This is a genomic window from Mycolicibacterium wolinskyi str. Jessa 2025 (assembly GCF_049241375.1).
Lineage (GTDB): Bacteria > Actinomycetota > Actinomycetes > Mycobacteriales > Mycobacteriaceae > Mycobacterium > Mycobacterium wolinskyi.
The window spans coordinates 427925-453819 of the sequence record NZ_CP185960.1 but is presented as its reverse complement, the minus strand read 5'-3'; the positions used below and the strand labels follow the sequence as shown (position 1 = coordinate 453819).

Annotated in this window: 27 protein-coding genes, 1 tRNA gene, 1 other RNA gene and 1 pseudogene; 18 read left to right on the top strand and 12 right to left on the bottom strand. The window is 67.8% G+C overall.

Features of this window, described 5'->3' with window-relative positions; all coding sequences use genetic code 11:
• Position 1 precedes the first annotated feature (1 nt).
• From ACOI2T_RS02360 to ACOI2T_RS02345, 4 genes are read right to left on the bottom strand one after another with little or no spacing between them, the layout of a single operon-like run.
• Positions 2-661 (bottom strand): GntR family transcriptional regulator, encoded by a 660-nt coding sequence (locus tag ACOI2T_RS02360; protein ID WP_234790908.1) that lies wholly within the window; start codon positions 659-661, stop codon positions 2-4.
• A 17-nt stretch (positions 662-678) separates the two neighbouring features.
• Positions 679-1179: a flavin reductase family protein gene (locus ACOI2T_RS02355; RefSeq protein ID WP_234790907.1), complete on the bottom strand. Its 501-nt coding sequence runs from the start codon at positions 1177-1179 to the stop codon at positions 679-681.
• Positions 1176-1604, bottom strand: a complete 429-nt coding sequence (locus ACOI2T_RS02350; protein ID WP_409502475.1) for an ester cyclase — start codon at positions 1602-1604, stop codon at positions 1176-1178. The genes ACOI2T_RS02355 and ACOI2T_RS02350 overlap by 4 nt, the downstream gene beginning before the upstream one ends.
• Before the next feature lie 15 nt (positions 1605-1619).
• The gene (locus ACOI2T_RS02345; protein ID WP_409502474.1) at positions 1620-3206 is read right to left on the bottom strand and encodes a BCCT family transporter; all 1587 of its coding nucleotides are present in this window, start codon (positions 3204-3206) and stop codon (positions 1620-1622) included.
• 227 nt (positions 3207-3433) lie between these two features.
• Here ACOI2T_RS02345 and ACOI2T_RS02340 point away from each other — a divergent pair, with 227 nt between their 5' ends.
• From ACOI2T_RS02340 to ACOI2T_RS02310, 7 genes are read left to right on the top strand one after another with little or no spacing between them, the layout of a single operon-like run.
• Positions 3434-4054, top strand: a complete 621-nt coding sequence (locus tag ACOI2T_RS02340; RefSeq protein WP_409502473.1) for an amino acid synthesis family protein — start codon at positions 3434-3436, stop codon at positions 4052-4054.
• On the top strand, positions 4051-4602 hold the full coding sequence (locus ACOI2T_RS02335; RefSeq protein ID WP_067851705.1) for an amino acid synthesis family protein: 552 nt from the start codon (positions 4051-4053) through the stop codon (positions 4600-4602). Before ACOI2T_RS02340 ends, ACOI2T_RS02335 begins: the two co-directional genes overlap by 4 nt.
• 4 nt (positions 4603-4606) lie before the next feature.
• Positions 4607-5335 (top strand): alpha/beta fold hydrolase, encoded by a 729-nt coding sequence (locus ACOI2T_RS02330; protein ID WP_409502472.1) that lies wholly within the window; start codon positions 4607-4609, stop codon positions 5333-5335.
• Positions 5328-6815, top strand: a complete 1488-nt coding sequence (locus ACOI2T_RS02325) for an aldehyde dehydrogenase (RefSeq protein ID WP_409502471.1) — start codon at positions 5328-5330, stop codon at positions 6813-6815. Before ACOI2T_RS02330 ends, ACOI2T_RS02325 begins: the two co-directional genes overlap by 8 nt.
• 1 nt (position 6816) lies before the next feature.
• Complete coding sequence (locus tag ACOI2T_RS02320; protein ID WP_067851699.1) at positions 6817-7014, top strand: tautomerase family protein; 198 nt, start codon at positions 6817-6819, stop codon at positions 7012-7014.
• Positions 7011-8054 (top strand): LLM class flavin-dependent oxidoreductase, encoded by a 1044-nt coding sequence (locus ACOI2T_RS02315; protein WP_409502470.1) that lies wholly within the window; start codon positions 7011-7013, stop codon positions 8052-8054. Before ACOI2T_RS02320 ends, ACOI2T_RS02315 begins: the two co-directional genes overlap by 4 nt.
• A 10-nt stretch (positions 8055-8064) precedes the next feature.
• Positions 8065-8388: a hypothetical protein gene (locus ACOI2T_RS02310; protein WP_409502469.1), complete on the top strand. Its 324-nt coding sequence runs from the start codon at positions 8065-8067 to the stop codon at positions 8386-8388.
• A gap of 74 nt (positions 8389-8462) precedes the next feature.
• Here the strand turns inward: ACOI2T_RS02310 and ACOI2T_RS02305 are convergent, their stop codons facing one another.
• The 3 genes from ACOI2T_RS02305 to ACOI2T_RS02295 all read right to left on the bottom strand — a co-directional run bounded on the left by ACOI2T_RS02305 (position 8463) and on the right by ACOI2T_RS02295 (position 10261).
• Entirely contained in the window at positions 8463-9176 is a 714-nt protein-coding gene (locus ACOI2T_RS02305) for an MBL fold metallo-hydrolase (RefSeq protein ID WP_409502468.1), read from the bottom strand.
• Positions 9177-9305: 129 nt separating this feature from the next.
• The gene (recR, locus tag ACOI2T_RS02300; protein ID WP_067851691.1) at positions 9306-9917 is read right to left on the bottom strand and encodes a recombination mediator RecR; all 612 of its coding nucleotides are present in this window, start codon (positions 9915-9917) and stop codon (positions 9306-9308) included.
• A gap of 11 nt (positions 9918-9928) precedes the next feature.
• Positions 9929-10261, bottom strand: coding sequence for a YbaB/EbfC family nucleoid-associated protein (locus ACOI2T_RS02295; protein ID WP_067851689.1), 333 nt, complete (start codon positions 10259-10261; stop codon positions 9929-9931).
• A gap of 102 nt (positions 10262-10363) precedes the next feature.
• Here ACOI2T_RS02295 and ACOI2T_RS02290 point away from each other — a divergent pair, with 102 nt between their 5' ends.
• The gene (locus tag ACOI2T_RS02290; protein WP_067851687.1) at positions 10364-11149 is read left to right on the top strand and encodes an Rv3717 family N-acetylmuramoyl-L-alanine amidase; all 786 of its coding nucleotides are present in this window, start codon (positions 10364-10366) and stop codon (positions 11147-11149) included.
• Here the strand turns inward: ACOI2T_RS02290 and ACOI2T_RS02285 are convergent.
• Positions 11146-11586: an SRPBCC family protein gene (locus tag ACOI2T_RS02285; RefSeq protein WP_085143011.1), complete on the bottom strand. Its 441-nt coding sequence runs from the start codon at positions 11584-11586 to the stop codon at positions 11146-11148. The genes ACOI2T_RS02290 and ACOI2T_RS02285 overlap by 4 nt on opposite strands.
• A 102-nt stretch (positions 11587-11688) precedes the next feature.
• On the opposite strand from ACOI2T_RS02285, the gene ACOI2T_RS02280 reads away from it, so the two are divergent.
• Both ACOI2T_RS02280 and ACOI2T_RS02275 read left to right on the top strand, forming a co-directional pair.
• On the top strand, positions 11689-13089 hold the full coding sequence (locus ACOI2T_RS02280) for an FAD-binding oxidoreductase (RefSeq protein ID WP_409502467.1): 1401 nt from the start codon (positions 11689-11691) through the stop codon (positions 13087-13089).
• A complete protein-coding gene (locus ACOI2T_RS02275) occupies positions 13086-14399 on the top strand; it encodes a class I SAM-dependent methyltransferase (protein ID WP_409502466.1) in 1314 nt (437 codons plus the stop codon). The genes ACOI2T_RS02280 and ACOI2T_RS02275 overlap by 4 nt, the downstream gene beginning before the upstream one ends.
• A gap of 6 nt (positions 14400-14405) precedes the next feature.
• On the opposite strand, the pseudogene ACOI2T_RS02270 reads toward ACOI2T_RS02275, so the two are convergent.
• Positions 14406-15734, bottom strand: a pseudogene (locus ACOI2T_RS02270) (aminotransferase-like domain-containing protein).
• Positions 15735-15885: 151 nt separating this feature from the next.
• Between ACOI2T_RS02270 and ACOI2T_RS02265 the strand changes: the two are divergent.
• Positions 15886-16284 carry a PaaI family thioesterase gene (locus tag ACOI2T_RS02265; RefSeq protein WP_409502740.1) on the top strand — a complete coding sequence of 133 codons (399 nt, stop codon included), beginning with the start codon at positions 15886-15888 and terminating at the stop codon, positions 16282-16284.
• Here ACOI2T_RS02265 and ACOI2T_RS02260 read toward each other — a convergent pair.
• The 3 genes from ACOI2T_RS02260 to ffs all read right to left on the bottom strand — a co-directional run bounded on the left by ACOI2T_RS02260 (position 16281) and on the right by ffs (position 19671).
• Entirely contained in the window at positions 16281-18227 is a 1947-nt protein-coding gene (locus tag ACOI2T_RS02260; protein WP_409502465.1) for a DNA polymerase III subunits gamma/tau, read from the bottom strand. The genes ACOI2T_RS02265 and ACOI2T_RS02260 overlap by 4 nt on opposite strands.
• Positions 18228-18253: 26 nt before the next feature.
• Positions 18254-19531, bottom strand: coding sequence for an aspartate aminotransferase type Ic (locus ACOI2T_RS02255; protein WP_409502464.1), 1278 nt, complete (start codon positions 19529-19531; stop codon positions 18254-18256).
• Between the two features lie 45 nt (positions 19532-19576).
• Positions 19577-19671, bottom strand: an RNA gene (gene ffs / locus ACOI2T_RS02250) — signal recognition particle sRNA small type.
• A gap of 69 nt (positions 19672-19740) precedes the next feature.
• On the opposite strand from ffs, the gene ACOI2T_RS02245 reads away from it, so the two are divergent.
• From ACOI2T_RS02245 to ACOI2T_RS02215, 7 genes are all read left to right on the top strand, one after another.
• Positions 19741-19826, top strand: a tRNA-Ser gene (locus ACOI2T_RS02245).
• A 74-nt stretch (positions 19827-19900) separates the two neighbouring features.
• Positions 19901-20719 (top strand): lipid uptake coordinator LucA, encoded by an 819-nt coding sequence (gene lucA, locus ACOI2T_RS02240; RefSeq protein ID WP_409502463.1) that lies wholly within the window; start codon positions 19901-19903, stop codon positions 20717-20719.
• A 44-nt stretch (positions 20720-20763) separates the two neighbouring features.
• Positions 20764-21786, top strand: coding sequence for a S1C family serine protease (locus tag ACOI2T_RS02235; RefSeq protein WP_067851673.1), 1023 nt, complete (start codon positions 20764-20766; stop codon positions 21784-21786).
• A gap of 21 nt (positions 21787-21807) precedes the next feature.
• A complete protein-coding gene (locus ACOI2T_RS02230) occupies positions 21808-23331 on the top strand; it encodes a PucR family transcriptional regulator (RefSeq protein ID WP_409502462.1) in 1524 nt (507 codons plus the stop codon).
• Between the two features lie 104 nt (positions 23332-23435).
• The gene (locus tag ACOI2T_RS02225; protein ID WP_409502461.1) at positions 23436-24686 is read left to right on the top strand and encodes an NAD(P)/FAD-dependent oxidoreductase; all 1251 of its coding nucleotides are present in this window, start codon (positions 23436-23438) and stop codon (positions 24684-24686) included.
• A gap of 99 nt (positions 24687-24785) precedes the next feature.
• Positions 24786-25256, top strand: coding sequence for a GreA/GreB family elongation factor (locus ACOI2T_RS02220; RefSeq protein ID WP_409502460.1), 471 nt, complete (start codon positions 24786-24788; stop codon positions 25254-25256).
• Between the two features lie 69 nt (positions 25257-25325).
• Positions 25326-25892, top strand: coding sequence for a TetR/AcrR family transcriptional regulator (locus tag ACOI2T_RS02215; RefSeq protein ID WP_409502459.1), 567 nt, complete (start codon positions 25326-25328; stop codon positions 25890-25892).
• Positions 25893-25895: the final 3 nt, after the last annotated feature.

Genomic DNA, 25895 nt, shown 5'->3' with positions numbered 1-25895 from the left:
GCTAGATCGTGTCGCCCAAGCCCGCGAGCAATGCCTGCCTGCTGGCCCGCACGTGTTCGCGCATGACCCGCTCGGCGCTGTCGCCGTCCTTGGCAATGATCAGGTCCAACACGACGTGGTGCTCCCGGTCTGACTGCAGTGGCCGGCCGGGCTGACTGAGCGACGTGTGGACCAGCCGTGCGTAGGCGAGCTGGTTCATGAGCATGCGGTAGTGCGCCTCGAGCTTGTTGTTGTCGGCGCCGACGATCAGCAGATCGTGGAATTCCTCGACGAGTTCGGCGTAGCGGGCCCGGTCGTCATTGGCGACGGCGTGGTCGGCCTGGCGGAGGTTTTCCTCCAGCTTGTCGATCTCGGGTACCCGGCCGCGCTGCGCCAGCAGCCGGGCCGCCGCACCCTCGAGCAGTTCCTTCATCTGGAACAGCTCGGTGATCTCGCGTCGCGACGGCGTGGTGACGAATGTGCCAACGCGCGGCCGGATCTCGATGAGTCCTTCGGTCTGCAGCTGCTTGAAGGTCTCGCGGACCGGGGTGCGCGATACGCCGAACTCTTCGGCGATCGCAAGCTCGGAGATGTTCACACCCGGCGAGATCTCCCCGGCGATGATCCGGCGGCGGATCTCCTCGATCAGCCGACCCTGAATCGAGCCATTACTGCTGCTCACCGCCACTCCCTACGTCGCTATCCCAATGCGGGCAGGCTGCCGCCATCGAAGAACCTACCGGCGCTGTAGACCATCGGGTCACGATCGCCGACCGAAGCATGGACCACCCGGCACATGAAGACGGTGTGGGTGCTCGCCTGCAGCCGTTCGCGGATCTCGACCTCCATGGTCGCGGCGCTGCGGTCGATCAGCGGGCTGCCGAACGGCCCCGGACGCCAGTCGAGGCCGGAGAACTTGTCGTCGGACTTCGCCGCGAAGCGATTCACCACATCGAGTTGGTCGGTCGACAGAATGTTGATCGCGAGATGGCCGGCGCGGAACAGACAGTCGTGGGTCGACGAGGTGTGTTGAACCGCGACCATGACCGTGGGCGGCTCCAGCGAGATGCTGGCGAACGCGTTCACGGCAAGGCCGCGAGGCTTGTCCCCGTCCAGCGCCGTGACGACGGTGACCCCGGTGACGAACTGCCGATTGACCCGCTTCATCAGGTCCAGGTCGGGCACTACGGGTGCGGTCACCGGTCCTGCCCCACCGCGATGATGCCGAGCGCGGTCAGCAGTGAGCGGGGATCCCACGTCACGTGCTCTTCGACGATTCGGTCGTTTTCGAAGCGCGCGAAGGTAGCCCCACTGACCTCGACCTGGCGTTTGGTGGCGGGCACACCGAGGAACGAGTGCTCGTGGCTGCCCGTGCTGTGCCACCGGATGGCGGCCCGGTCGCCTTCGACCACCACCTCGTCGACGACCGTCAGCAGATCGGGGAACGCCGAGCGGGTCGCGGTGATCGAAGCCTTGAACTCGTCACGCCCGTGGCTGGTTCCGGTGCCGCTGATGCGCCGGTACCCACCGGCGAGCAGGTCGTCGAATGCGTCCACGTCGCCCCGGTCCCACGCCGCCTCCCATGCGGACGTGATGCGGGCGCGGCGGGAATCGTTGTCGGTCATGGCTTTTCCTTTCGGCTAATCGTCGATGAGTTCGACGAGCGGGGTCTGCGGCGTCGTGTGGCGATTGTCGGCGATCAAGTCTTTCCAGAACGACACCGCCAGGCACGCGATGATGATCAGGAACGGCAGTGACGCGACGATCACGGTGTTCTGCAACGCGTTCAGGCCGCCCGCGAACATGAGCACCACCGCCGTGATTCCGGTGAGCACACCCCACAGGACGAGCACGCCGCGCCGCGGTGTCAGGGTTCCGTCGCTCGTCATCATGCCCAGGACGAAGGTGTTCGCGTCCGCGCCGGAGATGAAGAAGATGAGCACCAGCAGGATGGCGACGACCGAGGTCACCGATGCGAGCGGGAAGTGTGCCAGCGTCGCGAAGAACGCACTGTTGATATCGGCCGCGGTCTGCTCGCCGATGTCGCCGCCCTCGAACATGTCGATGTGGATGGCCGTCCCGCCGAACACCGTGAACCAGGTGAAGAAGACCACGCTCGGCACCACAAGCACACCGACGATGAACCCACGAATGGTGCGGCCCTTCGAGATTCGCGCCAGGAACACCCCGACGAAGGCTCCCCACGACACCCACCACGCGAGCATGAAGTAGGTCCACCACTGCATCCATTCGAGGTCGCCGAAGGCCGTGCCCTGCAGGCTCATCCGGAAGAAATCGGTTGCCCACGTGCCGAGCGACTCGATGTAGAGGTTGGCGATGAACACGCTGGGCCCGACGACGAGCATGAAGACGAACAGCGCCACCGCCATGACCGTGCTGCCCTGGCTGAGGAACTTGATGCCCTTGCTCACCCCCGTGACCGCCGACATCGTGAATATCGCGGTCACCGCGGCGATGATGACGACCTGGGTGGCATTGCTGACCGGGACACCGAACAGCGAGAAGAGGCCGTTGTTGACCTGAAGTGCGCCCAGCCCAAGGGAAGTCGTGGTGCCGAACAGCGTCGCGAACACCGCGAGGACGTCGATCAACTTACCGATCGGCCCGTTGACCCGATCGCCGAGCAACGGGGTGAACAGCTGGCTGACCAGCGTGCGACGGCCCATGCGATACGTCGAATAGGCAATGGCGAGGCCGAAAACCGCGAAGATCGCCCAGGCGTGCAGGCCCCAGTCGAAGTAGGAGTACTGCAGTGCCCGCACCGCGGCCTGCGGCGTGCCGGGTTCGGCGAGCCCGTGCGGTGGTGTGGTCAGATGTGAGATCGGTTCGGCGACACCGTAGGACACCAGGCCGATGCCCATCACCGCACTCAGGATCATCGCGAGCCACGTGATCGTCCTGAACTCCGGCCGGTCCGTGTCCTTGCCGAGGCGCGTGTCGCCGTACGGGCTGAACGCGAGGAAGACCAGGAACACCAGGATGCCCAGCGTCACGACCAGGTAGAGCCAGCCGAAGCTGCCCGTCACCCAGTTGAGCGACGCGGCCGTCACCTTGTTGAGGTTCTCGGTGAACAGCACGGCCCATGCGACGAACACGGCCGAGATCGCCACCGACGTCCAGAAGACCGAACCGAGCCGCCCGGATGGCCGAGGCGGTTTCTCTGCGGCCGCGGGCGCAGCGGGCGTTGCGCTGAGGTCACTTGTCATGGGGAGCTCCCGGGAACGTCGCCGAGCAAGTACTGGCATACAACAGAATGTAAGCGCAGTCACAAAGCAGTGTCAACGGCTTCTCGGTCGCACCATTGGCGAGTGCCCACCGGAACTGCGTCTTTACTGCGATTTTACGTCGCCTCAAGCCATCCGGCCGCCGGCCTGCCGGCTAGCGCACCGCGACCGCTTGACCTACGTCACAGTCGCAAACTATCGTCTGTGGCATGCAAGAGCGCATCTCCGGCGTCAGCCTTGGACTCCGCAAGGTCGTGGTGTACCGCGAAACCGTGGTGACGGAGGCCGGTGTGCGACCCGCCTGTCCGGCCCTGCAAGCCAGCGTCGCCGCCGTGGTGCGCAACCCGTGGGTGGGCACCGGCCCGGCACGTGATCTGTCGCCGGAGGTGGCCCGCATCGCCCCGGTGCTGGCTCAGTTGGTGACGCGCCGCCTCATCGACACGCTCGGCGGCGTCGATGCTGTCGAGGCATTCGGCAAGGCCGCGATCGTCGGGCTCGACGGCGAGATCGAGCATGGCGGCGCCCTGATTCACACGCCGTACTTCGGCAACCTGATGCGCGAGTTCCTCGACGGCGAATCGATCATCTGCTTCGCCGACGCCCGCGCCGAGGCCGGCGACCCGCTCGTCGTCCCGCTCTGGCACAAAACCCATGCCGCGACACGCAGCCACTATCAGACCGTGAGCACCCGCGTGCCCGACGGTCCGCGCGCCGACGAGATCGTCATCATCGCCGCCGGGTCAACCGGCCCTCGGCCCCATCCCCGCATCGGGGACCGCACCACCGACCCCGCCGTCACCGTCAAGAGTCTGGAGAGTGTCCTGTCATGAAACTGCGCAAGATCGTCACCGTGGTCGAGGAGATCCGTACCGAGGGTGGTCGTGAGGTCAATCCGCCGGCGCGCGTCGCCATCGTCGCCGCTGTGATCGAAAACCCATGGGCTGGACAGGGGTTCGTGGAGGATCTGGCGCCTGGTATCGACAGCACCGCGTCCGATCTCGGCGCCCTGCTGGCACCGCTGGTACTCGAGGCGCTCGAAGAGCCCGCCGAGGCTTACGGCAAGGCCGCGATCGTCGGGCTCAACGGCGAGATCGAGCACGGCTCGGGCCTGATCCACACGCTGAAGTTCGGCGATCACTTCCGCAAGGCCGCCAACGCCACGACCCTGCTGCCCGCGGTCGAGAAGCGCGGCCCGGCGGGTGTCATCTTCGACATCCCGCTCAAGCACATCACCGACGCCACCATCCGGTCACACCATCAGACCGTCGAAGTCCGCATCGCCGACGCGCCGCATGCCGACGAGATCGTGATCGCTCTCGCCGCCGCGTCGCAGGGCCGTCCGCAGCAGCGCCTCGCACCGCTCAGTAGCGAGAAGTAAGCCGATGTCCCGGCCGACGCTTGTGTTCCTGCACGGAGTGGGCTTGGACCACACCGTGTGGGGCCCGGTCACCGAACTGCTGCCCGGATTCGAGGTCATCACACCTGACCTACCCGGACACGGCGCCCGGCCGGCCGCTCCCGCGGGAGTGACGTTGGCGGACTTGGCCGATGGCGTCGCCGACGAGATCACGGCCGGGTCGCACCTGGTCGGGTTCTCGCTCGGCGCCCTCGTCGCCCAGCACCTTGCGGTGCACCGCCCGGAGCTGGTGGCGTCGTTGACGTCGGTGAGTTCGGTGTGCCGGCGCACCGACGAGGAGCGGGCCGCGGTCCTCGGCCGGCTTCGCACGGCTGAGAAGGATTTCGCCGCGAGCGCGGCTGCGTCCCTGCGCCGTTGGTATGACGGCACCGACGTCGGCCCCGAGCACGTCGCACGCACGGAAGCGACGCTGTTGGCCAACGATCCGGCGAGCTTCGTCAACTGCTACCGCGTATTCGCCACCGCGGATGCCGAGATCGCACCACAGTTAAGCCGCATCGACGTGCCCGCGCTCGCGATCACCGGATCCGACGATCCCGGCTCCACCCCGGAGATGACCTATCGGCTCGCGGCGGCCATACCCGAGTGCGAAGCCGTCGTCGTCACCGGTGCCCGCCACATGCTCCCGGTTCAATGCCCACGCGCACTCGCCGACGCCCTCACTTCTTTCATCGGAAGGTCCGTCCATGTCTGAATCCCCAAAACTGCAACACTTCATCGGCGGCAAACCGGTCGCCCCGTCGTCCGGGGAGTACTTCGAGAGCACCAATCCGGCAACCCGCGAGGTGCTCTATCAAGCCGCGCGCGGCAACGCCGCCGACATCGATGCCGCCGTCGCGTCGGCCACCGAGGCCTTCGACGACCCGCGGTGGCGCGATCTGAGCCAGACCAAGCGCGGGCACCTGCTGCGCCGTCTCGGTGACCTGATCGGTGAGCACGGTGAGGAACTCGCACGCTCCGAATCGCTCGACAACGGAAAGTTGTTGCGCGAGATGCGCGGCCAGCTCACGACGCTGCCCGAGTATTACTACTACTACGCCGGTCTGGCCGACAAGATCCACGGCGATGTCATCCCCACCTCGGACCGGCAGGTCCTCAACTACACGGTGCGCGAGCCGCTGGGCGTGGTCGGCGCGATCACGCCGTGGAATTCGCCGCTGACGCTGACCACCAGCAAGCTGGCCCCGGCGTTGTGTGCCGGGAACACCGTCGTGATCAAGCCGTCCGAGTACACCTCGGCGACCGTGCTCAAACTGGCCGAGCTCGTGATCGAGGCGGGATTCCCGCCGGGTGCGGTCAACGTGGTCACCGGGTTCGGAGCCGAGGCGGGCCAGCCGCTAGTGGATCACCCTGGGCTGGCGAAGATCTCGTTCACCGGCAGCACCGCGACCGGGTCGCGGATCGCGTCGGCGACAGCGGGCCGGTTCATCGGGTCGACGCTGGAGCTGGGCGGCAAGTCCCCCAACATCGTGTTCGACGACGCCAATGTCGCCAACGCCGCGACGGGTGTGGTCGCGGGAATCTTCGCGGCCGCGGGACAGACCTGCATCGCGGGCAGCCGGGTGTTCGCGCAGCGCGCGATCTACGACGAACTGCTGGAACGCGTGTCGGAGCGGGCCCGCAGCATCCGGATGGGAAATCCGCTCGACGATGCCACCGAACTCGGCCCGCTGGCTTTCGAGGACCAGCGCGACAAGGTCGCCTCCTATGTCGACCTCGGGCGGTCGGAAGGCGCGCGGGTGCTCACCGGCGGGCGTGCCACCGACGGCGGCTTGGGCGGATTCTTCTACGAGCCAACGGTTCTGGTGGACGTGAACAACCAGATGCGGGTGGTCCGCGAAGAGATCTTCGGCCCGGTCGCCGCGATCATGCCGTTCGACACCGAGGACGAGGTCGTGGCCTTGGCCAACGACACCGAGTACGGCCTGGCCGCGGGCGTATGGACGACCAACCTGGCCCGGGCGCACCGGATGGCCGGGCGCCTCGATGCTGGCACCATCTGGGTCAACACCTACCGGGCGATGTCCCCGATGTCGCCGCGGCAGGGGTTCAAGAGCAGCGGCGTCGGCGTCGAGCACGGCACCGAGACCATGAAGGAATACACCCGGCTCAAGAGCGTGTGGATCAACACCGACGAGGGCCCGGTGCCCGATCCGTTCGTGATGCGGAGCTGATATGCCGAACGTCGAAGTCACCATCGCGCAAGGCCGTTCGCCCGAGCAGATCCGCGCCATGATGCACGAGGTGCACGAGGCCGTGCTGCGGACCGTCGACACCCAACCTGAGCACATCCGCGTCATCGTCCGCGAAGTGCCCCGCACCCATTGGGCCACAGGCGATCTCACGATCGCCGAGATGAAGGAGCAATCATGAGATTTTCGTTGTTCGTCCACATGGAGCGCTGGGACGAATCGGTGCCCCACCGCGAGCTCTTCGAGAATCTCACCGAGCTGTCCCTGATGGCCGAGGCCGGTGGGTTCAGCACGGTGTGGATCGGCGAGCACCACGCCATGGAGTACACGATCTCGCCGAGCCCCATGCCGCTGTTGGCCTATCTGGCCGGTCAGACCACGACGATCCGTCTCGGTGCGGGCACCATCATCGCGCCGTTCTGGAATCCGATCCGGGCCGCCGGTGAGTGTGCGCTGCTCGACGTGATCAGCAACGGCCGCATGGAGGTTGGGCTGGCCCGCGGCGCGTACCAGATCGAGTTCGACCGGATGATGCCCGGACTGCCCGCCTCCGAGGGCGGCAAATACCTGCGCGAGCTGGTGCCTGCCGTGCGCAAACTGTGGCAGGGCGACTACGCACATGACGGCGACATCTGGCAGTTCCCGACATCGACGAGTGTGCCCAAACCCGTGCAGCAGCCGATGCCGCCGATGTGGATCGCCGCGCGCGATCCCGATTCCCACGACTTCGCGGTCGCGCAGGGATGCAACGTGATGGTCACCCCGCTCATGAAGGGCGACGAAGAGGTCGTCGACCTCAAGCGCAAATTCGACACCGCGGTCGAGAACCATCCCGAGGTGGCCCGACCGCAGCTCATGGTGTTGCGCCACACCCACGTTCACGCCGCCGAGGATCCGGACGGCTGGCGCCCGGCCGCCGAGGCGATCTCGAAGTTCTACCGCACGTTCGACGCCTGGTTCGGCAACAAGACCACCCCGGTCAACGGGTTCCTGGAGCCCAGCCCGGAATCCAAGTTCGCCGAGCGCCCCGAGTTCGAGCTCGAGTCACTGCACCGCACCGCGATGATCGGCACCCCCGAGGAGGTCATCGAGCGCCTGCGGTTCTATCAAGAGCTCGGCGTCGACGAGTTCAGCTTCTGGTGCGACAACAGTCTGCCGCACGACGAGAAGCGTAAGTCCCTTGAGCTTTTCATCAAGGAAGTCGTCCCGGCGTTTCAGTGAGGAGCCAGCCATGGATGGGATAAGAATTCACGCCGTCGATCTGCAGGACGCCCAGCGGCGCGCCGACAAGCTGCGGGCCGACGCGCCCGAGCTTCCGGTGCTGCTCGACATCGAGGTACTCATCGACCGCGATATCCACGCCGCGTTCGCCGCACTCGACGGTGTGCCGTCCGGACATGCGCTGCGCTACATCGGAACTCCGCGGGGGCTGGCCGGTTTGATCGCCGACGTGCAACGCCTCGGCATCGCCGACGGCGTGGTGCTCAAGCCGTTGGCAGGCAGCCCCGTCACCGACCTGATGCTGGAGGAGCTGGCGCCTGGCCTGTGCGCCTGACGGCGACACGCCCAAAGCGACGCAATGGCTGAGATACCAAGGAAATTCCCACCACAGCGTCGCTCTCGAGGAGGTCAGGCCGCGAACGGATCCGTCGCCGCCGCGATGCGCGCGGCCGCGTCGGTCAGCACGGCCTCGCCGTGGCCGAAACCCGCGATCTGCGCACCGGTCGCGGCGATCCGAGCCAGTGACTCGACGGCGGCCTGACGGTCGGTGTTGAAGACGCCGAGGATGACCTGCCCGTGGAACTCGGCGACGGTATCGCCCGTGAGAACCGCGTCGGCGGCGGGCAGGTACAGCGCGATGCTGCCCGGCGTGTGGCCCGGCACGCCGATAACCCGTGTCCCGCCCGCGAAGTCGAGCACATCGCCGTCGCACACCGCGCGATCGACCCGGCAGGCCGGGCCGTGCGGTGAGGCGTCGAGGTCCGGGCGGATCTCGCGCTCGCGGTCGGTGAGCACGGGCAGCGGGCCGGGTTCGTCGCCGCGAACATACGAGGCGTCGCCGGCCCCCGCGACCACCTCGATGTCAGCCCAGTCCGCGATCTCGGCGGCAGACCCGCAATGGTCCTCGTGGAAATGCGTGAGCACGATGCGCTTCACGTGCAGGCGGCGCATGCCCAACGCGGCCAGCGCTTCGGCGATCAAGCCTGCGCTGCCGGGCCAGCCGGTGTCGATGAGCGTGACACCGTCCGGCTCGAGCCACAGGTAGCTGTTGAGCAGATGCGCCTGGCCGCCGGGGATGCGCAGCCGGTACAACGAGGGCGTCAGCTGGAGGAGGTCGGCCATGACACCCGACGGTAGTGATCATGACCCGCGCCGGTCGAGGTGTTTCGCTCTCGCCGAAATCCCTCAGTCCCCGCGAATCAGGCCACCGCGGCTGAGCCGCGAATCAGGCCACCGCGGCTGAGCCGCGAATCAGGCCATCGCGCGACGGCCCGCCAGGGCGCGGCCCAGCGTCAGCTCGTCGGCGAACTCCAGATCGCCGCCCATGGGCAGCCCGGACGCGATCCGTGTGACCGTGAGGCCCGGGATGTCGCGCAGCATCCGCACCAGATACGTGGCGGTGGCCTCGCCTTCGGTGTTGGGGTCGGTCGCGATGATCACCTCGGCGACGTCGACGCCGTCGACGCGTTCGCCGATCCGGTTGAGCAGCTCGCGGATGCGCAGTTGCTCGGGCCCGATGCCCGACAACGGGTCCAGTGCCCCGCCGAGCACGTGGTAACGGCCGCGGAACTCCCGGGTGCGTTCGACGGCCTGCACGTCCTTGGGTTCCTCGACGACACACACCAGTGAGGCGTCACGACGCGGATCACTGCAGATGCGGCAGCGTTCGTCGTCGGACACGTTGCCGCACACCGCACAGAACGTGACACCGTCGCGGATGCGGCCGAGCACGGCCGTCAGCCGGTCGATGTCGGGTGGCTCGACCGACAGCAAGTGAAAAGCGATCCGCTGCGCGCTCTTGGGCCCGATGCCGGGCAGCTTGCCGAGCTCGTCGATCAAATCCTGGACGGGACCCTCAAACATTGCGGTACAACTCAGACCCCCGGGATACCGAAGCCGGAGAGACCGCCGGCCAGCGGACCGAGCCGGCTCTGCGCGAGGATTGTCACCTGCTTGGACGCGTCGGCCAACGCGCCGACGATCAGGTCCTGCAGGGTTTCGACGTCGTTCGGATCGACGACCTTGGGATCGATGCGCACGGCGACCACCTCGCCGCTGCCTTTCACGGTGACCTGAACCAGCCCGCCGCCGGCCTGGCCCTGCACCTCGGAGTTGGCCAGCGCCTCCTGCGCCTCCATGAGCTGTTGCTGCACCTGCTGCGCCTGCGCGAGGAGTGCCGACATATCGGGCGTGCCTCCGGGTTGCATGACAGTCCCCTTCACGTATTCGTTGCGACCTGGTCTCGACTTGGTTGCTCTCGCCCGTCGGTGGCGGTTTGGCCTTTCAGCCTAGTCGGCGCGCGGGCTACGGTGGCGGCCGTGCGAGTCCCAGCCTGCCTGCGTGTCGGCGCCGCGGTGGTATCGAGTGTGCTCATCGCCGTGACTGCGCCCGCCCTCGTGAACAGTCCACTGGCGAATGCCGCCCCGAACGTCGCCGGGATGATCGTGTTCCTCGATCCCGGGCACAACGGGGCCAACGACGCCTCGATCAGCAGACAGGTCCCGACGGGCCGCGGCGGCACCAAGAACTGCCAGGAGAGCGGCACCTCGACCGCGGACGGCTATCCCGAGCACACCTTCACCTGGGACACCACGCTGCGCGTCCGTGCCGCGCTGACCGCGCTCGGTGTCCGGACCGCGATGTCGCGCGGTAACGACAACGCCCTCGGCCCGTGTGTCGACGAGCGCGCCGCGATGGCGAACTCACTGCGGCCGAATGCCGTCGTGTCGATCCACGCCGACGGCGGTCCGGCCAACGGCCGCGGCTTCCACGTGCTCTATTCGTCGCCGCCGCTCAACCAGGTGCAGGCCGGACCGTCCGTGCAGTTCGCGAAGACCATGCGCGACCAACTGTCGGCGTCGGGCATACCCCCGGCGACCTACATCGGCTCGGGCGGGCTGGATGCCCGCTCGGACATCGCCGGGCTCAACCTGGCTCAGTTCCCGTCCATCCTGGTCGAGTGCGGCAACATGAAGAACCCGGTCGACTCCGCGTTGATGAAGTCGCCGGAGGGCCGCCAGAAGTACGCCGACGCGATCGCCCGAGGCATCGTCGGTTACCTCGGCTCGCAGACCGCCGCCGCCCCGGCGCGCTAAGCGCCCTCGAGCTCCTTCTTGAGGTTCGCCAGCACCTCATCCTGGATCTTGCGCAGCCCCAGCGGTGCGAACGTCTTCTCGAAGAAGCCCTTGACGCCGCCGGCTCCGGTCCAGCTGGTCTTCAGGTTGACCGTCGACCCGGTGCCCGCGGGCGCGACCGTCCAGTTCGACACGAGTGTCGAATTGGCGTCCTTCTCGATGACTGTGTGCCCGGCCACGTCGACGGTCGCCTTGACGTCGCGTACGCGGGACTTGGTGGCCTGCAGCTTCCAGGTGACGACGGTGCCTGCGCCCTGCCCGCCCTCGAGCACCTGATAGCCGCTGTAGTGCGAGGAAAGGATCTTCGGGCGCACGGTCTGGTAGTCGGCGATCGCTGCGAGCACCGCGGCCGGATCGGCGTTGATCAATACGGTACTGACCGCGCTGACCTGTCCCATGGGTGAAAACTCCTTGTGCGAGAGAATGCTACGGGGTATCAACCCGGGCATATTTGGGTTACTGCGGTCGCATCGGGTGCAACCGCCGACTAGCGTATATGTGTGTCTGTTGCTTCGACTGACGCACAAGCTGTCCACGCTGCGGGGGTAGAGCGGCTTCTCGATAGCTATCGCGCCATACCGCCCACCGCGACAGTGCGGCTTGCCAAACCCACGTCCAATCTGTTCCGGAAGCGGGCCAAAAGCACCGCAAAAGGCCTCGACACCTCGGGTTTGACCGGCGTGATCGGTGTCGACGCGGTAGCTCAGACCGCGGACGTGGCCGGCATGTGCACCTACGAGGATCTGGTTGCGGCAACGCTCCCGTACGGGCTGGCTCCGCTGGTGGTGCCACAGCTCAAGACCATCACGCTGGGCGGCGCGGTCACCGGGCTCGGCATCGAGTCGACGTCTTTCCGTAACGGCCTGCCGCACGAAAGTGTCCTGGAGATGGACATTCTGACCGGCTCAGGTGAAATCGTCACCGCGTCGCCGCACCAGAACGCCGACCTGTTCCGTGCATTCCCGAATTCGTACGGAACGCTTGGTTATTCGACGAGACTGCGCATCGAGCTCGAACCGGTAACCCCGTTTGTCGCATTGCGGCACTTGCGTTTTCACACACTCACCGACCTGATCTCGACGATGGACCGCATCATCGAGACGGGCGGCTTGAACGGTGAGCGCGTCGACTACCTCGACGGCGTGGTCTTCAGCGCCGCTGAGAGTTACCTGTGCGTTGGCTTCAAGACCAAAACCGCAGGGCCCGTCAGCGATTACACGGGTCAACAGATCTACTACCGGTCCATTCAGCATCCTGGCAGCAACGGTGCCGAGAAGCACGACCGCCTCACGATCCACGATTACCTGTGGCGGTGGGACACCGACTGGTTCTGGTGCTCGCGCGCATTCGGCGCACAACATCCGCTGATCCGGCGGTTCTGGCCGCGGCGGTACCGGCGCAGCAGCTTCTACTGGAAGCTGATCGGCTACGACCAGCGGTTCAACATCGCCGACCGCATCGAGAAACGACATGGCCGCCCACCGCGGGAACGGGTGGTGCAGGACATCGAGGTGCCCATCGAACGGTGCGTCGAATTCCTCGACTGGTTCTTGGAAAACGTGCCGATCGAGCCACTCTGGTTGTGCCCGCTGCGCTTGCGCGACGACAGCAACCAGGGTGCGGCATGGCCGCTGTACCCGCTGCGCGCGCACCACACCTACGTCAACGTCGGCTTCTGGTCGTCGGTGCCCGTCGGCCCAGAGGAGGGTTACACGAACCGCCGCATCGAACGGAAGGTCGACGAACTCGAAGGGCATAAATCGCTGTACTCCGATGCTTTTTATTCCCGGGAGCAGTTCGACGATCTGTACGGCGGTGAGGCCTACAAGACCGTGAAGAAGATGTACGACCCCGATTCACGTCTCCTGGACCTGTATTCGAAGGCGGTGCAACGGCAATGACGACATTCAAAGAGAACGCGGCCCATGCTTCTGACCGGAAGCTGAGCCTGGCCGAGATTCTGGAGATTTTCGCCGCGGGCCAGTTGCCGCTGAAATTCACCGCGTACGACGGTAGTTCGGCCGGTCCCGACGATGCCACGCTCGGGCTGGACCTCAAGAGCCCGCGCGGCACGACGTATCTGGCCACCGCGCCAGGCGATCTGGGGCTCGCCCGTGCCTACATCTCCGGCGACCTGGACACTCACGGTGTGCATCCGGGCGACCCGTATCCGCTGTTGTGCGCGCTGGCCGACAAGATGAACTTCAAACGCCCGCCCGCCCGGGTGCTGGCCAATATCGTGCGGTCCATCGGGTTCGAACACCTCGTGCCGATCGCCCCGCCGCCGCAGGAAGCGCTGCCACGGTGGCGTCGCATGGTAGAAGGTTTGCGGCACAGCAAAACCCGCGACGCCGAGGCGATCCACCACCACTACGACGTGTCGAACACCTTCTACGAGTGGGTGCTGGGCCCGTCGATGACCTACACGTGCGCGTGCTACCCCACCGCCGACGCCACGCTCGAGGAGGCGCAGGACAACAAGTACCGGCTCGTGTTCGACAAGCTGCGCCTGCAGCCCGGCGACCGCCTGCTCGACGTGGGCTGCGGCTGGGGCGGCATGGTGCGCTACGCGGCGCGGCACGGTGTCAAGGCGCTGGGTGTCACGCTGTCGCGTGAGCAGGCGACCTGGGCCCAGAAAGCCATCGCCGAGGAGGGCCTCGGCGAGTTGGCCGAGGTGCGCCACGGCGACTACCGCGACATCGTCGAAACCGGTTTCGACGCGGTGTCCTCGATCGGTCTGACCGAGCACATCGGCGTCCACAACTACCCGTCGTACTTCGGTTTCCTGAAGTCGAAGATGCGCACGGGAGCCCTGCTGCTCAACCACTGCATCACCCGCCACGACAACCGGACCGGCGCGGCGGCCGGTGGATTCATCGACCGCTACGTGTTCCCCGACGGTGAGCTCACGGGTTCGGGCCGCATCATCACCGAGGTGCAGGATGTCGGCCTCGAAGTGCTGCACGAGGAGAACCTGCGCCACCACTACGCGATGACGCTGCGCGACTGGTGCGCGAATCTCGTCGAGCACTGGGACGAGGCGGTCGCCGAGGTGGGCTTGCCCACCGCGAAGGTGTGGGGCCTTTACATGGCCGGCTCACGGCTGGGCTTCGAGACGAATGTGGTTCAGCTGCACCAGGTCCTGGCGGTCAAGCTCGACGAGCACGGCCATGACGGAGGGCTGCCGCTGCGCCCGTGGTGGGAGCCGTAGACCGGGTCAGATCACCCGGACCGCACCGCGAATGGTGCGCAGCACCGCGTCCAGGTCGGCAAGCGGCGGGTTGGCGAGCGCGATGCGCAACGCGTTCGGTGGGTTGGGCGCGACCGCGAAAGCGTCCGCGGTCTAGATCAGGACGCCACTGTCGGCCAGCCGATGGGCGACAATGTCGGCCCTGATGTCGTCGGGCAGTGTCAGCCAGCCCCAGTAGGCGCTGGGATGTGCGCGGTAGCCGAGGTCGGTCAGCTCCCGTGCGGCGATGAGCTGGCGGCGGCGCGCGTCGTCGCGACGCTGCGCCTGCAGGCGTTCCACGGTGCCATCGGCGAGCAATCGGGTCGCGAGTGCGGTGACGATGCTGGATGTCCCCCAATGCGATGCCCGCAGAACGCGTTTCACCGCATACCGCTGCCGGGCGGGGGCCGCGACGTAGCCGAAGCGCAGCCCGGTGGCCAGGTTCTTCGACAGGCTGCCGACGTGGAAGGTCCGCTCCGGGGCGAGTGTGTGCAGTGGTGGCGGCGCGCCGGGTTCCAGAAAGGCGTACGTCGAGTCCTCGATGAGCAGGCAGTCGTGGCGCCGTGCGATGTCGACGATCCGGGTTCGGGCGGCCTCGTCGAGCACGAAGCCGAGCGGGTTGTGCAGCGTCGGCACGAGGTAGATGGCGGCGACGGCGCGGGCCCGGCACACCGCGTCGAGATCATCGACGTCGGTACCCGCCGCCGTCACGCCCACCGGCACGAGCTCGACGCGCCGGGTGTCGGCGATGAGCTTCAGCCCCGGATATGTGAGCGCGTCCACCGCGACCGCCCGCCCCGCCGGTACGACACCGGCGATGACGGCGTCGAGAGCGTGTTGCGCGCCCGACGTGACGAGCACGTCGTCCCGGCCCGCGTCGACTCCGACGGTCCGCAGATACTCGGCGACCGTTGCGCGGTCGGCGCCGCGACCGCCGGGCGGATGCTGCGTGAGCAACGACGTGAGATCGCCTTCGGCGGCGAGTTCCCGCAGCGCGTGCCGGAGCTGGTCGTCCTGTCCCGGGGCAAGCGGCTGGTTGAACGACAGGTCGGCGATCCGCGCGCCGATCGGAAGCCGGCGCGAATCGAGTCCGCCGAAGCCGCTGAGGTCACGCACGAATGTGCCGCGGCCCCGCTCGCCGACCACGAGGCCCGTCGACGCGAGCTCGCGGTAGACCTTGGTCGCGGTGGCCAGCGCAACCCCGTACTTCGCGGCCAGCTCACGATGTGTCGGCAGCCGGGTGCCCGCGGGGATCGACCCGTCGCGAATGGCCGTCGCGAAGTCCTGCGCGATCAGTCGGTACCGCTCGGCCCGCACAGCCACTCCTGTATCTAGGACAATTTGTTGATTGCATCATTTTGCCGTCCCTACAGTCCACCCTGTGACGACGACTGATACGACGCTGCCCGTGCTGGAGTACTTGCAGAGGCTGATCGCCGGGACGCTAGGGGCCGACGACCGCACGCACATGCGTTACCCGACCGCCATCTCCGAGCTTCTCGCGTTCGCGGTCGCCGACATCGGCCCGGGAACCGCGGCCATCCGCGTCGAGACCGACCCCGCCCGGCACGGCAATCAACAGGGCACGATCCACGGCGGGTTTCTCGTCGAGTTGGCCGACGCCGCGATCGGCACCGCCCATTCCACGCTCATGCAGCCCGGCGAATCGTTCACAAGCATCGACATCAGGGCGACATTCCTGCGGCCGGTGTGGGCCGACGTCCTCGTCGCCACCGCGCGGCCCGCGCACTCCGGCCGGACGATCACCCACTACACGTGTGACATCGTCCGCGGGGACGGCAAGACGGCCGCGACCGTCACCAGCACCGTGATGACATTGCGCGGCGCGCAGGCCGCCGGGCGCTAGCTCTCGATCTTTCGCGCACCCAGTTCGTTCTGCAGCAGCTCGAGCGCAACCTCTTCCGGGTCGCGACGCGGCCCGGCCTCACTCTGCCCGGCCTCGGCGAGCATCTCTTCCTCGTCGTCCACGGGCGGTTCGGGGTCCGGCACCGGTTCCGGCTCGGGGATGGAACGTCCCGGCCGGCTGGGGATGCGTGGCGGGGGCTTGCTGGCGCGCGGCGGCGGGGCCGCGACGGCCTCCGCGGTGCCGACCTCACACCGAATCTGCCAGTCGACGCCGAGCGCATCCTTCAGCGCGTCCCGGATCACGTCGGCATTGCGCGACTCGGTGAGCCGCTTCGCCAGGGGCGGTGATTCATGCGACAGCACAAGGGTTTTGCCCTCGACGGCACGCACGATCGCCCCCGACAACATGACCTCGGTGGTGCGGCTGCGTTCGCGCACCTTCTCGCGCACCGTCGTCCACATCGAACGCACCGCGGCGGCGTTGGGTTCGCCGCCGGGGGTGGCTGACGCCTGCACCGGCTCGGGAGCCGGTTCTGGCTCCGGTTCCGGCGTCGGTTCCGGTGGTGGCGGCGGGGTCGGCTCCGGCTCTGGCACGGGGTCGGGTTCGGGGGCGGGCGCCGACACGGGTTCCGGCGCAGGCGGTGGTGGCGGTGGCGGCTGCGGAACGGGCGGTGGGGCCGGTGCGGGTTCGGGGGCCTGCGCCTGGCTGCGCCGCGTGTAGGTCTTGACCGGCTCGGCGGACGGCGCGACGGCTTGCGCTTCGCCGGCCGGGATCGACATGTCGAGGCGGGTCTCGATGCGTTCGATGCGCTGCAGCAACGCCGATTCGGTATCGCTGGCCGACGGCAGCAGCAGCCGCGCACACACCACTTCGAGCAGCAGCCTCGGCGCGGTCGCCCCGCGCATCTCCCCGAGCCCGGCGTGGACGACCTCGGCGTAGCGGGTCAGCGTCCCCGGACCCAGCCGCGCCGCTTGATCGCGCATACGGTCCAGCACGTCGGCGGGGGCGTCGACCACACCGCGCGCCGCGGCGTCGGGCACGGCCTGCAGCACGATCAGGTCGCGGAACCGCTCGAGCAGGTCGGTCGCGAAGCGCCGCGGGTCGTGCCCGGCGTCGATGACCGCTTCGACGGCGCCGAACAGCGCGGCCGCGTCACCCGCGGCCAGGGCCTCGACGGCGTCGTCGATGAGCGCCATGTCGGTGGCGCCCAGCAGCGCGAGTGCGCGTTGGTAGGTGATGTGGTTGCCGGTGGCACCCTGTTCGGAACCCGCCAGCAGCTGATCGAGCACCGACAGCGTGTCCCGCGGTGACCCGCCGCCGGCCCGGATGACCAGCGGGTACACCGCGTCGTCGACGTTGACGTTCTCCTCGGCGCAGATGCGCTCAAGCAACGGCCGCATGGTGCGCGGGGCCAGCAGCCGGAACGGGTAGTGATGCGTGCGCGACCGGATGGTCGGCAGCACCTTTTCCGGTTCGGTGGTGGCGAACACGAAGATCAGGTGCTCGGGCGGCTCCTCGACGATCTTGAGCAGCGCGTTGAAGCCGGCCGTGGTGACCATGTGCGCTTCGTCGATGATGAAGATGCGGTAGCGCGACTGCGCGGGGGTGAAGAACGCACGATCGCGCAGTTCTCGGGTGTCGTCCACACCGCCGTGGCTGGCCGCGTCGAGCTCGGTGACGTCAAGATTGCCGGGACCGTTCGGGGCGAGCGCGACACACGAATCGCACACCCCACACGGCGTCGGCGTGGGGCCCTGCTCGCAGTTGAGCGACCGCGCGAGGATGCGTGCCGAAGACGTCTTACCGCAGCCACGCGGCCCGGAGAACAGGTAGGCGTGGTTGGTCCGGCCCGCGGTGAGCGCAACCGACAGCGGCTCGGTGACATGCTCCTGCCCAACCACTTCCGCGAAGGTTGCCGGGCGATACTTGCGGTAGAGAGCCACGGGAGAAGGCTACCGACCGATGCCGACTAGTCGGACCCCAGCAGGTGCTCGGTCGCCGCGAGCAGTGCACATGTCGCCAGACCGTCGATCGCCTCGCGCACATCGGGCAGCGACGGGAACGTCGGCGCGATGCGGATGTTCTTGTCCTCCGGGTCTTTCCGGTAGGGGAACGCCGAGCCGGCCTCGGTCACCGCGATGCCGGCGTCCTTGGCCAGCGCGACGGTGCGCTTGGCCGTGCCCGGCCACACATCGAGGCTCACGAAGTAGCCGCCCTTGGGATCGGTCCACGACGCGATCTTGGACTCCCCCAACCGGTCCTCGAGGATCTCGGCCACCAGGGCGAACTTCGGCGCGATCAATTCGCGGTGGCGCTGCATCTGCAGGCGCACACCGTCGGCGTCGCCGAAGAACCGGAGGTGGCGCAGCTGGTTGACCTTGTCCGGGCCGATCGACTTCTTGCCGGCATGCTGCAGGTACCAGGCGATGTTGCCCAGCGAGCCGCCCAGGAAGCTCACGCCGGCACCCGCGAAGGTGATTTTCGACGTCGACGCGAACACGAGTGGCCGGTTCGGGTTGCCGGCCGCCTCGGCCAGCCCCAGCACGTCGACCTGGCGGACGAAATCGTGCGTCAACGTGTGGACGGCGTACGCGTTGTCCCACATCAACCGGAAATCGTTTGCCGCAGTACGCATCTGGACCAAGCGGCGGACGGATTCCCAGGAGAACGTGACCCCGGTCGGATTGGAGTACACCGGCACGCACCACATGCCCTTGATCGCCGGGTCGGCGGCGACGAGTTCCTCGATGAGGTCGACGTCGGGGCCGTCCTCGCGCATCGGCACGGGGATCATCTCGATGCCGAACGACTCGGTGATCGCGAAGTGCCGGTCGTAGCCGGGTGCTGGGCAGAGGAACTTGACGACGGGCTCCTGGCTCCACGGCCGCGCCGAATCGACCCCACCGTGCAGCAGCGAGTAGACCACGACGTCGTGCATCATCTCGAGGCTCGAGTTGTTGCCTGCGATCAGGTTCTGCACCGGGATGCCGAGCAGCTCGCCGAAGATCTCGCGGAGCTCGGGCAGGCCGTGCAGCCCGCCGTAGTTGCGCGTGTCGGTGCCGTCACGGTCGCGGAAGTCCTCGCCGGGCAGGCCGAGCAGCGCATTCGACAGGTCGAGCTGCGCGGGCGCGGGCTTACCTCGGGTCAGGTCCAGGCTGAGCTTCTTCGCCTGTAGCTCGGCATAGTTGCGTTGCTGGAGCTCGTGCTGCGCGAGCAGATCGTCGCGGCCGAGGGACTGGAACGACACCGCGCGCCTTTCACCTGTTCGGATTCCCGGAGATCACCGGGCAAAAATAGGGGACCCCGCGCACCCGCCAGAGCCCATTGACCCTTGCTGCCTTCCGGCCCTGGGGGAGTTCACAGGATGGACGCCGCGCGGGGTCCATGGGTGAGTGTAGTACCTGCCCTGCCCCCGACTGGACGGGAGCGGTCTCGGCTTCGGTTACCATTGCCGACGGAGGATTCGCCTAGTGGCCTATGGCGCTCGCCTGGAACGCGGGTTGGGTTAATAGCCCTCAGGGGTTCAAATCCCCTATCCTCCGCACTCGGGTCCGGGGTGCGACCTGCTGATCACCAGCCCGGTCGCACCCCGGCCCATAGATACCCGAGGAGGAGTATGGGCCGCACCGTCGCGGTGATCTGGCACGCGTCGTTCTCAATCGTCGCTGCAGGCCTCTACTTCTTCTTCGTCATCCCGCGCTGGCCCGAGCTGATGGGCCAGACCTCGCCGACCGTCGGGTTGGTGCTGCGCATCGTCACCGGTGTGCTGATCGGTCTGGCCGCGCTTCCCGTGGTGTTCACGCTGCAGCGGACCCAGCGTCCCGAGTTCGGCACCCCTCAGCTCGCGCTGCGGCTGCGGTCCTGGTCGATCGTGCTGCACGTGCTGGCCGGCCTGCTGATCGTCGGCACCGCGATCTCCGAGATCTGGCTGTCGCTCGACACCGCCGGGCAGTGGTTGTTCGGCATCTACGGCGCAGCCGCGGCCATGGCCCTGCTCGGTGTGTTCGGCTTCTACCTGGCGTTCGTCGCCGAGTTGCCCCCGCCGCCGCCGAAACCGCTCAAGGTTCGCGAGGCGGGCAAGCGTCGCGGTCGCGGCAAGACCGACGAGAAGACCGAGGCCGAAGACGAGCCGGCAGACGAAGCCGACAAGGACGAGGCCGAGAAGTCCGAGGCCGATGAGGTCGAGGACACCACCGACGCGGACGAGACCGAGAAAAAGCCCGCCGAGGTGACGGCCGAAGAGACCGACACCCCCGCCGAGAAGACCGCTGAGACCGCCGACGACACCGCTGAGGACGATGGGACCGATGAGTCCAGTGCGTCCGATGAGGACAAGAACTCGAACGGCAAACTGCGCAATCGCCGGCCGTCGAACAAGGGCGGTAACTCCAGGTTGCGGTGGCGTTCCCGCGGCGGCGTCGCGGTCGAGGACTGACCCTGCGCGTCGACAGCGGGCGAACTCACAGCCAAGATGGGTTCATGGGCAAACTGCGCTCGCGACCCGTCACGTCAGTACTTCTGGCGGCATTCGCCACCGCCGCGGCGCTGGTCATCCCGTCCGCACCGGCCGCGGCCGCACCGGCTGATCCGGTCGCAGCCGCGGCTCAGGTCGAGCCCGCGGTAGCGCGGATCGACACCGTCGTCGACTACCAGCAGGCGTACGGCATCGGCACGGGCATCGTGCTGTCACCGGGTGGCGAGGTGCTCACCAACTACCACGTCGTCCAAGGCGCGAACTCGATCAACGCCACGGTCGCCGGTCAGTCTTTCGCCGCCGACCTGGTGGGGTACGACCGGCGCAACGACATCGCGGTGCTGCAGTTGCGCGGGGCAGGCGGGCTGCCCGTCGCACCGATCGGCGATTCCCGCGCCCTCGCCGAAGGGGAACCCGTCGTCGCGCTCGGCAATGCCCATGGCACCGGCGCCCCGCTCACCCGCGAAGTCGGTACCGTCACGGCCTTCGGCCGCACGGTCAATGCCGAGGACGAGCTGACCGGAAGCACCGACGAACTCAACGGACTCTTCGAATTCGCCGCGCCGGTTCGCGCCGGTGATTCCGGTGGCCCGGTGGTCAACAGCGCCGGGCAGGTGGTCGGCATGACGACGGCCGCGTCGGTGAACTTCCGGATGGGGCCAGGCGGCAAGGGGTTCGCGATCCCGATCAACGATGCGATGGCCGTCGCAGGCCAGATCCGCTCCCGCACCCCGTCCGATCTCGTGCACATCGGACCTCCGACCCTCCTCGGCGTCGGGGTCCGCACCGCACCGCGCCAGAACGCCGGCGTGATCATCCAGGACGTGCTGCGCGGCGGCCCGGCCGAGGCCGCCGGCCTGATGCCCGGCGACACCCTCACCGTGATCGACGGCACGCCGCTCGACTCGGCCCGCACCCTCACGCTGGTGCTGGACCGGCGCTACCCCGGTGACGTCATCGACCTCACCTGGCTGGACCGCTCCGGGCAGGAACGCACCGGCAAGGCCACGCTGGCCGCCGGGCCGTAGGAGCCTGACTACGCTCGATCCGTGGTCACACTGGACCGGCTGATCAACGTGCTGGGTGGCTATGGCGTCCACCTGCAGTACTGCTCGACGTCGCGGTCGACGGAGTTGCGCAGCGTCGTGATGCACGAGCCGGGCCAGGTGATCGGTGACGTCCTGCTCGCAGTCGGTGCCGCTTCCGTGGCCGAGGCGATCGAATGGGCGGCGGCGGCCCGGGCCGTGGTCGTGCTGGTTCGCAGCGATGCCGAACCCGACGGTGGGACCGTACCCGGTGAACCGGATCGCATCGCAGTCATGGCGGTGGATCCGGAAGTGTCATGGAGTGACCTCGCAGCGGTGGTCTACGGCCTCGTGCTCGAAGGCCGCGAAACCGAATCCGGCCGGGGCCCAACGGATTTGTTCGCACTGGCCGACAGTCTCGCCGAGGCGGTCGGTGGCGCGGTGACCATCGAGGACCGGCATTCGGCCGTGTTGGCGTACTCGCGGCTGCAGCAGCACGCCGACCCGGCGCGGGCCGAGACGATCCTCAGCCGCCAGGCACCCGAGCGGCTGCGGGCGGTATTCGCCGAGCGCGGCGTGTTCCGGCACCTCGCCGAATCGGACGATCCCATGTTCGTCGACGGCGATGCCGACCATGGCCTGACCGGGCGGATGGTCGTGGCCGCCCGCGCCGGCCGCGAACTGCTGGGGTCGGTGTGGGTGGCATCGGCCGAACCGCTGCGCGACGAACGCCGCGCCGCACTCGCCGACGGTGCCCGCATGGTCGCCATGCATCTGCTGCGCTCGCGAGCAAGCGCCGACCTGGAGCGACAAGTCGAATCCGAGTTGGTGATCCGGCTGCTCGAGGGCGCCGCCGATGCGACGACGGTGGCGAGCAGGTTGGCGTTACCGCAGACGCCGCTGCGGGTGATCGCGCTGCGGGCCCACACCACCGATGAACGGCACGCCGCACTGCTGCTGGCCTTCGAGCGGGCCACGGCCGGGTTCGGGTGGTCGCGCCCCGGGCGTAGCGCGCTCGCGGGCAACACCGTCTACACCGTCCTGCCCGGCGCCGAGCCCGCGGCGGCCAGAGCCTGGGCGGCTGGATTGCGCGCCGCCCTGCCCGAACCGGTCATGGTCCTCGCCGGGGTCAGCGGTCCGGCGACGGTAGCCGAGCTGGTGCTGGCCCGTCGCGAGGCCGACGAATGCCTGGCGCTGCACGAGGTGCGACGCGGTGGCGCCGTCCCGGTCTACGACGAGGCCTGGGACGACATCCTCCTGCAGCGGCTCCGCATCGCCGCGCAGTCGGGCCGCGCACCCAAGCGCGGCCCGGTGGCCGAACTGCGCGAACATGACCGGGCCAACGGCACCCACTATGCGCACACGCTGCGGGCCTGGTTGGAGGCGCAAGGCGACCTCGCCGAAGCGGGCCGGGAGTTGGGCGTGCACGAGAACACCGTCCGCTACCGGCTCCGCAAGATGGCCGAAGTGACGACCCTCGATCTGGACGATGCGCGCAAACGGCTCGCAATGATGATCGAACTGGCCGCCAGCGAGGATTTGTCGTAAACCGACAAGCCACCCCGCTCTGATTGTCGGCTAGGCGCAAACGGTCCGGCGACGATCGCCCGCACCATGGAAGTTCAGACAACTTCGGGTGTGGAGGTGGCGTCATGGTCGGCGTCGATCGGATTGACGGCGGACCGCGTTCGGCGATCGTCGTGGGTGCGGGCATCGTCGGCTTGTCGACTGCGTGGTTCCTGCAGGAGCGCGGGGTCGAGGTGACCGTGGTCGATCGCACCGGCGTGGCCGCGGGTGCGTCGTGGGGCAACGCGGGCTGGGTGTCGCCGACGCTCACGATCCCGCTCAACGATCCCGGTGTGCTGCGGTACGGCCTGCGTTCACTGCTCAGCCCGACGGCTCCGCTGCACATCCCGGTCACGGCCGATGTCGGGCTGTGGTCCTTCCTGACGCGGTTCGCCTTGAACTGCCGGCTCTCCTCGTGGAACCGCGCGGCCAAGGCCAACCTTCCGCTCAACGAGGAATGCCTCGAGGCTTACGACGTCCTGACCGCGAACGGCGTGGCGGTGCCCACCACCGACGGGCCGATCACGGCATTGTTCGAGAACGCTCAGCGGGCCGAACATCTGATGACCGAGCTGCGCCGGATGGCCGCCGTCGGCCAGACGGTGACGGTGACCGGCCTCTCGGGAGATGCGCTGCGCGAACAGGTTCCGCTCGCCTCCCGCGCCATCACTGCGGGGATCAACATCGAAGGCCAGCGCTACGTCGATCCGGGCCGGTTCGTCCACGGGCTCGCGGATTCCGTTGCCGCGCGGGGCGCGACGATCCGCACGGGCGAGGTCACCGACGTCGAGCCGTCCGGTGCCGGTGTCCGGGTGCACCTGCGAGGTGAGTCGCTGCATGCGGACGCCGTCGTCGTCGCCACCGGGGCGTGGCTGTCGCGCCTCGTGGGCCGGTGGGTGCGCACCCCGGTGCGGGCCGGACGTGGCTATTCGTTCACCGTGCCCGTCGACCGCCCGGTGCCGGCACCGATGTATCTGCCCGACGTCCGGGTCGCCTGCACGCCGTATCAGGGTCAGCTCCGGATCGCAGGCACGATGGAGTTCCGCGCACCGGACGAGCCGCTGCAGCTTGCCCGCGTCGGTGCGATCGTCGCATCGACCGCCCCGCTGCTCGACGGTGTGCGCTGGGATGAGCGCACCGATGTCTGGGTCGGGCCGCGTCCGGTCACGCCCGACGGGCGGCCGTTGATCGGTGAGGTGGCCCGTGGCGTCTATGTCGCAGGCGGACACGGGATGTGGGGTCTGGCGCATGGCCCGGTCACGGGGCGGCTGTTGGCCGAATACCTCACCACCGGCAAACAACCCGAAACGTTGCGCGAATTCAATCCGCTCCGTTAGGGATTCACACGCCATGCCCGCAACGGGCACACCCGTCGTCGGGGGCGGTGCACAGTCCCGCCCCTGACGACAACCATCCTGCACCATAGGAGGACAGAAATGACTACGAGCCAACGCATTTGGATGTCACCGCAAGCACATGAGCGGCTCCAGGAGGAACTGAGCACCCTGCGCGACCTCATCGCGACGGAGGCCGCCCAGGACTCCGATGAGAACCAGGTGGCGATCCAGCGCGCCCGCCAGGCCCGCATCCAGCACATCCATGACCTGCTGCTCAACGCCGTCGTGGGTGAGGACCCGCCTGACGACGGAATCGCCGAACCCGGCATGGTCTTGACCGTGCGCTACGACGAGACCGGCGAGACCGAGACTTTTCTGCTCGGTGTTCGCGGCGCCGAATACGCCGACATGGAGGTCTATTCGGTCCAGTCCCCGTTGGGCAGCGCCATCGTCGGCGCCCGCCCCGGTGAGCAGCGCACGTACGAGGCACCCAGCGGTGCTCTGATCGCCGTGACCCTGCTGGCGGCAATGCCTTACGGGCTGCACCAGCCCGCCGATCTCACCGCGTAGCCACGCCTTCTTCGCCCTGGCTGTCCCGGTTCCGGGCGCGGCGCGGCCCACGCGCCTTAATCTGATCGGATGGCAGGTGACCGCCGCGGCGCGCCCGGCAGCTTGACCGCGGACGACTGGCTGCAGGCAGGCTACGAACTGCTGGCCACCGACGGCCTGCGGGCGCTCAAGATCGAACGGCTGTGTGAGCAGATCGGGGCGACCCGTGGCAGCTTCTACTGGCACTTCACCGACATGAAGGGTTACCGATCGGCACTGGTGGCGTCGTGGAACTCATTCTTGGAGAACGACCGTCGCTCACTGGCAGAGATCGAGCATCTACCGCCGCGCGAGCGGTTGTCGAAGATGATGGAGGCGCTGGTCAGCCCCCAACACTGGACCCTGGAACGCGCGATGCGGGAGTGGGCGCGCTCCGACGATGTGGCCGCGGCCAACATCCGCGCTGCTGACCACCGCGTGCTCGTCGTGGTGAGCAAGGCCTACCTCGACTACGGCTTCAGCCCCGAGGAAGCACGACTGCGCGCCGAGTCGACCTTCGCGGCAGGAATCGGGATGCTGCACTTGATCGACTCCACGGCCCAGCTCGCGACGTCCGACCGCCACGAGCGTTTCCTGGACTTGATGTTGGGGACGTAACCT